Origin of the sequence: Microvirga calopogonii (assembly GCF_003347665.1) — a bacterium.
In the GTDB taxonomy this organism is placed as follows: Bacteria; Pseudomonadota; Alphaproteobacteria; order Rhizobiales; family Beijerinckiaceae; genus Microvirga; species Microvirga calopogonii.
The window spans coordinates 97553-107041 of record NZ_QDGA01000018.1; the positions used below are offsets into that span (position 1 = coordinate 97553).

Consider the following 9489-nt stretch of genomic DNA (forward strand, 5'->3'; position numbering starts at 1 on the left):
GAGCCCGCAATCTAGCCCGTTCGGCTTCAGGTGGTGATCCGCCGCATCTCGGGTGAGCCATTCTGCTTTCACGAGAATACCTATTAGGAGGTCCTGTATTGAGCCATCATGTCCGCAGCTTCGCGGCCTGCTCGGGCTGCGCCGTGGCAGGCTGAAGTAGTGTCGGATCGTAATTCTGTTCTTCCGGACTGCGATCATGGGGCCAAAGCGCTCGGACATCCTCGGGAAGAGCATCCCGCACTTTTCCAAGTTGCCCTTCCGAAACATGCTGGGACAGCACACTGAATACGGCTTGTGCGGCATCGCGAGGATCGACGGGCCGAACGGGCCCGAGGTTCTCGGCAACACGCGTGAGGAACTCGTCTTCGGAGCGATAGCGCTCGGGTTGCACCTCAGGCCGCCATTGATCGTAGTAGACTCCGCGCACTAAAATTGGCAGTTCTGCTCCGAGATGGACGGCGAGCTCCAGCGGAATACGATCGCGCACGGCTCGCAGCACCCCGCCCAGCACATGCCAAGCAACCTGCTTGTCGGACCCCACGAGCTCAGTGATCTTGTTGAGCCAGATATGGGTGATCTGAAGGGTCTTGTCGAAGACATCGAGTCCGTTCGCACTCATGATGAGCCTTCCCTATTCAATAATCGCGGACGGTAAAATGCACTTATCTGTGAGGGCCCCGGTATTGAACTGAATGACAATCGCCGGGATGACGTTCCCACGGGCTGTCCCTGAGGAAGCACCCGGTCTGCCCAGAAGAAGACCACCAGTAATGACACTGAGATTCTCTAATTTCTCTTTGGAGCGGGCATGCTTATCCGGAACATCACAATCTCAGCATCGTTTCCGAGAAGACAGGACAAGAACCGAAGAAGGGCGGCCATGACCAAACTCGGGCGCAAAGACGAATCGCAGAAAAGCAAGCACGGTGGCAACTACAGTGGCCACCACAACAAGGACAACGATCAACCCAAGAGCCCACGCGGTGGCGGCAGCAGCCAAGCTGCGGGTAAGGACCCTCACCGGGGAGATCATGGGCGTCACCGCTGAGGCATCATCGGTTAGGAACTTGGGTCGGCGAAGCCTCAGTCGAGCGGCTGGTCCGCAACCAGCCGTCATGTGCATTACGTCTGCTCAAATCGCAAAGGCCTGGACTCAAGACCTGCGATGATCGGCAGGGTTGGTGTCGGCAGGAAGGCGGAAGAGCTTTGCAACCTGATCGCGACCGAAGAGGGAGCGTTGGGCCCGCTCTTCTGACTTGAAGCGCTGGAGCAGTTCGGGTGCATCCTCAGGGACAGCCCGGGGGAACGGTCGCATGATCGACGGAGATGCCCCTCTCGGCCATCATCTCTTCTAGGGTCCGCAGGATGAGATTGTAAGCGAGATACAACCGGACGCACAGCAGGGTCACCGAGCGATCAAAGTGACGGCGTTTGGCGAAAGGGTCTGGGTTCCAAGCCTAATGACAGCCAAAGCTACAGGCGGCATTGTTGCCCCACAATTCCTTATGCTCTCCTATTTCAAGAGGATGATACGGGCATCGCCTCCACGCTCCAGCACATTGAGAGCCATATCCTGCTCATGCCGATGCAATCTCAGGACGAAGCTTGATGCATTCAGGCGCAGCCCTTTGATCAAAACGTCACCTAGGAAATCCGGCAGAATCGGATCGTTGAAGCGGACGGTGTTGCTTTGGTAGTCGAGTTCCAATCCTAAGCTGGCCTGGAGGAGCGCAAACGGCGTTGCCGCAGCCCAAGCCTGCGGCGAGCAGGCCACCGGATACGCTGTCGGTCCACGATGGCGCCGGCGCGTGAAACCGCAGAACAGCTCGGGCAGACGGCGGGACTCCTGATAGGTGGCCACCTCGAACAAGGCCTTGAAGACTCGCGACGCCTCAGCCTTCAAGCCATACCGTGCGAGCCCCAGGGCGATCAGCCCGTTGTCATGGGGCCAAACCGAGCCGTTGTGATACGACATCGGATTGTAGCGGGCTTCGCCTCGCGCCAGGGTACGAATGCCCCAGCCGCTGAACAAATCGGGGCTCAGCAGCGTCGCGGCAACCCGGCGGGCGCGCTCCGGATCGGCAATCCCGGCAAACAAGGCATGCCCGGCATTTGACGTCCGTACGCGACAAGGCCGCTTGGCTCCATCGAGCGCTAAGGCGTAGGTGCCGATCTCCTCGCACCAGAACGCGGCCTCGAACTCCTCCCGAAGGTTGCCGGCTTCCCTGGTAAGTCTGTCGCCGAGGTCGTGCCGATGGAGTGCATGCGCAAGCCGCGCCGCCGCCTGCTTGGCCGCGAAGACGTAAGCCTGCACCTCGCACAGGGCGATGGGGCCCTCGGCTCCCGAGCCATCGGCGTGGAAGATGGAATCGTGGCTGTCCTTCCAGCCCTGGTTGGCAAGCCCCTTTTCAGTTTCCCGATGATACTCGATAAAGCCATCGCCGTCGCGGTCGCCGTACTCATCGCACCAGCGCAGGGCCGCTTCGATATTCGGCCAGATCGCCTCGATGGTTTCGCGATCACCAGTGCGCTCGTAGTACTGACCGGCCAACATGACGAAAAGGGGGGTAGCGTCTACAGTGCCATAGTAGCGCCGGAACGGCACCTCACCAAGCTGGGCCATCTCGCCCAGGCGGCGCTCGTGTAGGATCTTGCCGGGCTGAGCGTCCGCGGCAGGATCAACCTCGGTGGCCTGCATCTCGGCCAAGTGGCGCAGCACGCCCCTGGCAATCGCTGGATCCGCCCACAGGAGCATCATTGCTGTGATAATCCCGTCGCGTCCGAAAACTGTGCTGTACCAGGGTATACCGGCATACGGATACAACCCGTGCTCAGTCGGTGTGGCCAGCATGTACATGTCTGATGATGATCGCGAGATGATCTCGTTGAACAGACTATTCGAGGTCTTCACCCTGGTGATCTGTCGTGTCGCCGCCCGCAAGGCCCGGCGGTTGTCACGCAATGCTCTGAGGAAGTTCGGTGCGCTGGAACTAATAGCCTCCCCAGGCTTCTGCTCCTCACACGCCACCGTGACCAGGACTGAACGGCGCTCGTCGGGCTCCAGGGCGATCTCGTAGATAACCCGGTCGGCCCCGAGTCGCGTGGGCCATGGCTCGAAGCGCAGCATGGTCTGCCGCACGATTCCGTCGAGTCCCTCATAGCTGAAGACGACGCGATCGGGAGCCAACGTCTCGACGGAACGGCGGCCGCGACCGGCCCGCTGCATTCCCCGGACCTCGAACAGATCCCGAAAGTCGGCGGCGAAACGACATTCGAGGTGGAAGACGCGGCGGTGAGTGTCGTAGTTGCGAAGGCCAATCCGCTCGTAGAGAACCCCCTGCCAAAGGAACTTTGTCCGGTTGAGCGCGATGATATCGCGCGGGAGCGCGGTTTCCGCTCCAGGCCGTATGTCAGGGTTCGTCAGATCAACAGTGAGTGCCGCGTTGTCGTCCTGGATGACCGAGCCCAGCAGCAGGGGCCGCTTGCCGTCAAACCGCAACTCGAACCGTGACAGGTAACGCGTATCCTGAAAGAACAATCCTTCCGGACTGGGCTGCATGATGCCACAGTCTCCATTGCTATCGAGCACGGCAAAGGCGTCGCCGGTCTTCAGCGTTCGCAAGGTGCGCTCGACTAACGAGTTCTGCGCCTCGATGTAGCCTTCGGAAAGTTGCTCCAAGACCGGCTCTGTGTGGTCCGAAGACGGCCCGGTGACACGATCGTTCATACCGACCCCCATTGCTGTTGACGCGCTAGTAACATTCGTCTCTACCAACATCATCCCCTATGCATGTTGCTGGGGAACAACGTTCGAAAGAACACCTGAGCCACTGCTCGCGATCTTCCGAGATGTCATCGCCGGCCTCGCAACTCGGCTGATCGGCTGAGGGCGTTTGCAGGATATGCCGGTGACGTTAGCCTGATTGGACTTGGGGCGGGACTTCGGTTGAGCAAGAGCTTATAGGCGGCGAGATAGCCTGCCACCATGCGGCACACGGTGAAGTGCTGCTCGAAATGAGCCCGCACAGCAGAGCGGTTGATAGCGCCAACGGTCTCAACCGCAGCGACGGCCTCATCAACAGATTCAACCACTCGTCCTGACGCGCCGTCGGCAATAACTTCAGGCACTGAACCGTTGCGCCAAGCGATCACAGGCGTGCCGGCCGACATGGCCTCGATCATCACGAGGCCAAACGGCTCGGGCCAGTCGATCGGGAAAAGAAGAGCGAGTGCATGCCCGAGGAAGTCGCATTTGGCACCCTCGTCGATCTCCCCAACGAACTCGACGAGCGGATGATCCAGCAGCGGGCGGATGACCTCGAAATACTCCTGGTCCGCCTTGTCGACCTTGGCAGCGATCTTGAGCGGGACACCTGCGCGTGTGGCAATCTCGATGGCCCGGTCGGGCCGCTTTTCGGGCGAAATGCGACCAAGGAAGGCGAGATAGTCGCCGCCACGGGCATCGAACGGGCAAACGGTTGAAGGCAGGCCGTGATGAACAGTCGCGAGCCAGCTCACGTCTGGCGGCATGGGGAGCCGCTGACTGTCGGAGATGGACACCAGCGGCATCTCGCGAAAGGTTCGAAACACCGGCATGAAGTCGGGCCAATCAAGTCGTCCATGCAAGGTCGTGACGCACTTGTGGGCGATGTCCCGGAACAACACGTGCTGGAGGAGGTCGACGTGGAAGTGGATCACGTCGAAGGCATCCGCGCGGGCCCGGACCTCGTCGAGCATCACCAGATGGCTCGCGGTATGATCGCGAATGCCGGACAGGCGCAGGCTGCAGGGGGTACAGGGAACAAGATGAGCCGATGTCACGGAGTCGCCGCTCGCGAAGAGTGTCACCTCGTGTCCCTGAGCCACCAACTCCTCTGTGAGCCAGGAGACAACCCGTTCGGTGCCGCCGTAGAGTTTGGGCGGCACGGCTTCTGCCAGCGGGGCGACCTGTGCGATACGCATTGAGCGCTTCTTTCTACGATCAAGAGGCGTGGGTTATTCAGGAGCCGGGGATCTCACCAGCAGCGATGCTTCGATGACCTCGGGCACGCAGCATCGGCATGGGCCTGGCCAAGACCGAGCCCCCGGCGCAAGCTGCTGATTGCGGCGGCGCGGTGGGCTTCACCGATCACCGCACCGGGTGGGACCGAAGGGACGATGTTCCACCCTGCCCTGCTCCAAGTCGGACGGCGCTCATGCCGCCGGCCGTCGTGTGCGGGCTTGGCTGAACAGGCCGATCATGTCGCGGTTGAAGGCCGGGATGTCATCGGGCATGCGGCTGGTCACGAGATTGCCGTCGACGACGCTTGCCTGGTCGACCCAGTTGGCTCCAGCGTTCTCCAGATCGGTTTGGAGTGATGGCCAGGACGTCATGCGCCGCCCCCGCATCTTGCCGGTCTCGATCAGGGTCCAGGGACCATGGCAGATGCTGGCCACCGGCTTTCCGGCATCAACAAACGCCTGCACGAAGGCGATCGCGTTGTCATCCATCCGCAGCCTGTCGGGATTGATCACCCCGCCTGGCAGCAGAAGGGCATCGAAGTCGTCAGGCTTCGCCTGGTCGAGGGGCACATCAACGGCAACCTCATCGCCCCAATCGGTAAAGTTCCAACCCCGCGCCCGGTCGCCTTTGGGCGAAACGACCAGGGTTTCGGCCCCGGCCTCATCCAAGGCCCTTCGGGGTTCGAGCAGTTCGACCTGCTCAAACCCGTCCGTGACCAGAATGGCTACCTTCATCCCGTTCAGGTTTCCGTCTGCCATGTATCCGTCTCCGTTCAATGCGAGGTGGGCTGATGCGGGCAGTGCCTCATGAGCACAGCCCCGTCTGCCCGCACGAGGTGGGGAGAAACACCCGGACTGCTACGATTTCTCTTAGCCAGTCCGAGCCAAACCTGCCCGATGAGTGGTCGGTCGAGCCAAGTCATCCGTGTTGAGAAATGATAGGCAGCAGGGTGCCGTTCCTAGGGACTATCACTGAGGGAGCAACCGTCATGGTCAGAGAGGCATCGCCATGGTAGGCAATTGCCTAACGCTGGATCACGGATGCTTTTGTTGCATCACTGGTTAGCCACAGGATCTGATATCAGCTGTGCCCAAATGGCAGGCCGAGTGTTGCAGCCATCACTGTCCGCTACACCGGATTGGCCCGTGCGACGTGAAGACCCGTCCGCCTGCAGACAGGGCGCCCGGCAGCGGCGATCGGCGCACGCAACAGCCACAACCGGCTGGATGCGCCGCCGAAGAGGGCCGCGGGTCAGTCGCGCTCTGCTGGGTTGCTTCGTGGGCGACGCGACCACCCGGGTTGATGCGGGCGATGGCTGGTGCGCTGAGAAACGCTCGTGACGCTTCAGCCCCGCAGTTCGGGCATGCGCATGGGTCCTGGAACCGCGCCATGGGCTGCATCGCAGTGAACGGCCCGCACCCTCGGCACTCGTAGTCGTAGATCGGCATGGCGCCCTCACGTTCGAGCTCGTTCGGCGAGATGGCACGCAGGCCGAGCGCGTGACTGCCCGCCCGGCCCGGTCTGTCACGCGGCGGGCTTGAGAACCACCTTGGTCCAGCCCTCGTCGCGCGCGTCGAAGTGCTGGTAGGCGTTCGGTGCCTCGCCCAGCGGCAGCTCATGCGAGATGATGAAGGACGGCTTCGCGCGGCCAGTCGAGATCAGGTCTCGCAGCTGCCGGTTATAGGCCTTGACGTTGCACTGGCCGGTGCCGATCGTCTGACCCTTGAACCAGAAGAGACCGTAATCGAAAACGATCTCGCCCTGCTTGTAGAGCGGGTCCTGGGGAGCCGGATCCTGGGGCACATAGACGCCGACCACGCCGATGCCACCGGTGAATTTCACCGACCTTACCAAGTCGTTCATGGTCATGTTGGGGTGCTCGTGGCCCTGTGGGTCGTGGGCCTGGTAGCCGACACACTCACAGCCACGGTCGGCGCCGATGCCGTTCGTCAAAGCAAGGACTTGATCCACCGCGGAGCCCTTGGAATCGTCAATGGTCAAGGCCCCGATCGACTCTGCGAGGCGCAGACGGTCGGGATGGCGGTCGACGACCATGACCATGCAGGCGCCCTTGATCATTGCGGAGTGGGCCGCCATGAGGCCGACCGGCCCGGCCCCGTAGATGACGACCGACTCGCCGGGACGCAACCCTGCAAGTTCGGTGACGTGCCAGCCGGTTGGGAAGATGTCGGCCAGCATCACATAGTCGTTTTGTCGTTCCTCCGCGTCCGGTGGCAGCTTCAGGCAATTGTAGTCGCCGTAGGGGACGCGAAGAAGGTCGGCTTGGCCGCCCCGATACGGTCCCATATCGGCGAAGCCGTACGCGGCGCCGGCCATGTTCGGCACGACACTTCGATCCGCCGTGGTCAGGCAGAACGCGCTCAAGCCGCGCTCGCAGTTCTTACAGAACCCGCAGCCGATGTTGAAGGGGATGGCGACCCAGTCCCCAACCTTCACTCGATCGACCGCGCTGCCCACTTCGGCCACCTGACCTAGGTTCTCGTGCCCGAACACGCCGCCGCGCGGGAAGTCGGTCCGGCCCTCATACATGTGCAGGTCGGAGCCGCAGATGTTGGTGCTCGTGATCCGCACCAGGACGTCGGTCGGCCTCTCGATCCGCGCGTCGGGCACGTCCTGTACCGCAACATCGCGCGGCCCGTTATAGACAACTGCTCTCATCGTGTTCTCCCAATCTGAAGCCGCATGCTCGGTAGGCGCAACTCGTCACCTTGACGATGGCGTCGCGGGGAGGTCGTCAGGGTTCGTGGCTCATGAACGTCTGCGCTGAGGGGAAGTGCTGCGGATGATCCCTGAGGGACGTTCCCTTTGTTTCGATGTGGCGCGGTTCTCCCGCGCTGCCGACCTCTAGCGAGAACAGCAATTTGAGCGGGACATTCCTGCTGGGCGGTCAGGTTTCGGGCCTGTCTGACACCTGAGGCACCTTCGGCCCCGGGCTGGGCGACTTGAACCCTGCGGAGGTTGCGACCAACACGGCTTGTGACAGGGTCTGTACACCAAGCCGCTGCATGACGTGAGCCCGATGGGTCTCTACCGTCCGAGGGCTGAGGCCGATGGATTCGGCGGCGTGAGCGGGGAAGACGGACATGGCCAGGGGCCCGCCGAGCAGGGCCAATGGGGATCGCCTGGAAAGATGCATGAGGATCTTACAATGCGGGGCTGGAACCGTCATCTCCCGTCAGGCTCGCAAGAGCAAGTGCCAAGGCGTAGGCGTCGAATGGCTTCTCCCATGTCGCGACGTCTCGATACTCGGCTGGCAGGAAGGCTTGGCTGTAGCCGGTCGCAAAGATGAAGGGGATCGCTCGCGCCCTGAGAAAATCGGCGACCGGGAACACCAGTTTGCCATGCAGCTCAATGTCGAGAACGGCAATGTCGATCCTTGCAGAGGCCAGCAAGACCAGCGCCGTCTCCGGGTTTGGAGCTGGTCCGACCACCGCCGCCCCAGCTTGCTCCAGAACTTGTGCGATGTCGTCGGCAATGAAGTACTCGTCCTCGACGATCAGCACGTGGCGGTTGATCAAATTTGCTTGCGACCTTGATAAGGTCATGGGCTTTCCTCGTCCTGTTCCTGGCTGTCTCAGAGCTTCGATGGGGCATGTGGCCCGGCCGATCCCCAGCGGTCCCGGCGCAGCCACATGCCCATTCGCGCAGTGTCATGGATGAGGATGAACTCGGCATCCGGTGGTTACCGGGGATGGTTCCGTATCCTTGCCGCGGCCTGCGGGCGATCAGGTCCTGGTGGAACTCAAGGTTCGTCGGATCCTTCGTCATGGCTCAATTGCGGGCGGGCATGCACGCCCGCCAGGGCGGCGATCCGCACAAGTTCAGGGATCGTCCTGGCGCCCAGGCGCTGCATGACATGAGCGCGGTGGGTTTCCACCGTGCGCGGGCTGAGGCCGATGGCCCGGCCGATCTGCTTGTTGGTCTGGCCGGCCAGCAGGCCCTCCAGGACCTCGCGCTCGCGGACCGGCATCTCGGCGATGAGCCCGCGGGCCCGGTTGGCCTCCTGGTCGTGCTCGTCGGCCTGGGAAATGTCAGCGGCGGCCGACGCAAGGGCGGTCAGCAGCTCATCCGGAGCATAGGGAACCGGCAGGAAGTCCACCGCGCCGGTCTTCATCACCTGCACCGCAGACTTTACATCGCTCTGGAGCGCGCCCAGCACGATCACCGGCAGGCCGATGCGCCGGGCCTTGAGCTCCCGCGGGATGGTCAGGCCACCCGCCTCGGGCTGACGCATGTCGAGCACCACGCAGCCGGCCGCGAGCGCCGGGGCCGCCTCCAGGAACGCCTTGCCGGACGGGAAGGCTCTCACGTCATAGCCGGCGTCGCGCAGCCCTCGCGTCAGATCCTGACGCGAGGGCTCGTCGGCATCGACCACATAGACGAAGCGCCCGTCATGGCGGGTGATGTCCTGGGCAACGCCGCCGGCGCGGCGGATCCGGCCCTGCGCGTCACGCATGGGGAAGAAG

The 9489-nt window shown here is 62.4% G+C and carries 9 protein-coding genes and 1 pseudogene; all 10 read right to left on the bottom strand.

Annotated features, from left to right (window positions below):
- Nucleotides 1-106: 106 nt before the first annotated feature.
- A complete protein-coding gene (locus DDF70_RS15860) occupies nt 107-619 on the bottom strand; it encodes a DUF2267 domain-containing protein (protein ID WP_114945833.1) in 513 nt (170 codons plus the stop codon).
- Nucleotides 620-1304: 685 nt separating this feature from the next.
- Nucleotides 1305-1409: pseudogene (locus DDF70_RS15865) on the bottom strand (IS6 family transposase); the annotation flags it as partial.
- A 104-nt stretch (nt 1410-1513) separates the two neighbouring features.
- Nucleotides 1514-3727 (bottom strand): amylo-alpha-1,6-glucosidase, encoded by a 2214-nt coding sequence (locus DDF70_RS15870; protein WP_114945844.1) that lies wholly within the window; start codon nt 3725-3727, stop codon nt 1514-1516.
- 125 nt (nt 3728-3852) lie between these two features.
- On the bottom strand, nt 3853-4962 hold the full coding sequence (locus DDF70_RS15875) for a glycosyltransferase family 4 protein (protein WP_114945834.1): 1110 nt from the start codon (nt 4960-4962) through the stop codon (nt 3853-3855).
- 231 nt (nt 4963-5193) lie between these two features.
- A complete protein-coding gene (locus DDF70_RS15880; RefSeq protein ID WP_114945835.1) occupies nt 5194-5760 on the bottom strand; it encodes a type 1 glutamine amidotransferase domain-containing protein in 567 nt (188 codons plus the stop codon).
- A gap of 360 nt (nt 5761-6120) precedes the next feature.
- Entirely contained in the window at nt 6121-6621 is a 501-nt protein-coding gene (locus tag DDF70_RS39220; protein WP_114945836.1) for an FmdB family zinc ribbon protein, read from the bottom strand.
- On the bottom strand, nt 6527-7681 hold the full coding sequence (locus DDF70_RS15890; RefSeq protein ID WP_114945837.1) for a glutathione-independent formaldehyde dehydrogenase: 1155 nt from the start codon (nt 7679-7681) through the stop codon (nt 6527-6529). Before DDF70_RS15890 ends, DDF70_RS39220 begins: the two co-directional genes overlap by 95 nt.
- A 229-nt stretch (nt 7682-7910) precedes the next feature.
- On the bottom strand, nt 7911-8192 hold the full coding sequence (locus tag DDF70_RS15895) for a LuxR C-terminal-related transcriptional regulator (protein ID WP_114945838.1): 282 nt from the start codon (nt 8190-8192) through the stop codon (nt 7911-7913).
- Nucleotides 8167-8568, bottom strand: coding sequence for a response regulator (locus tag DDF70_RS15900; RefSeq protein WP_114945839.1), 402 nt, complete (start codon nt 8566-8568; stop codon nt 8167-8169). Before DDF70_RS15900 ends, DDF70_RS15895 begins: the two co-directional genes overlap by 26 nt.
- A 197-nt stretch (nt 8569-8765) precedes the next feature.
- A partial coding sequence (locus DDF70_RS15905; RefSeq protein ID WP_162820431.1) for a response regulator transcription factor occupies nt 8766-9489 on the bottom strand: 724 nt, incomplete at its 5' end.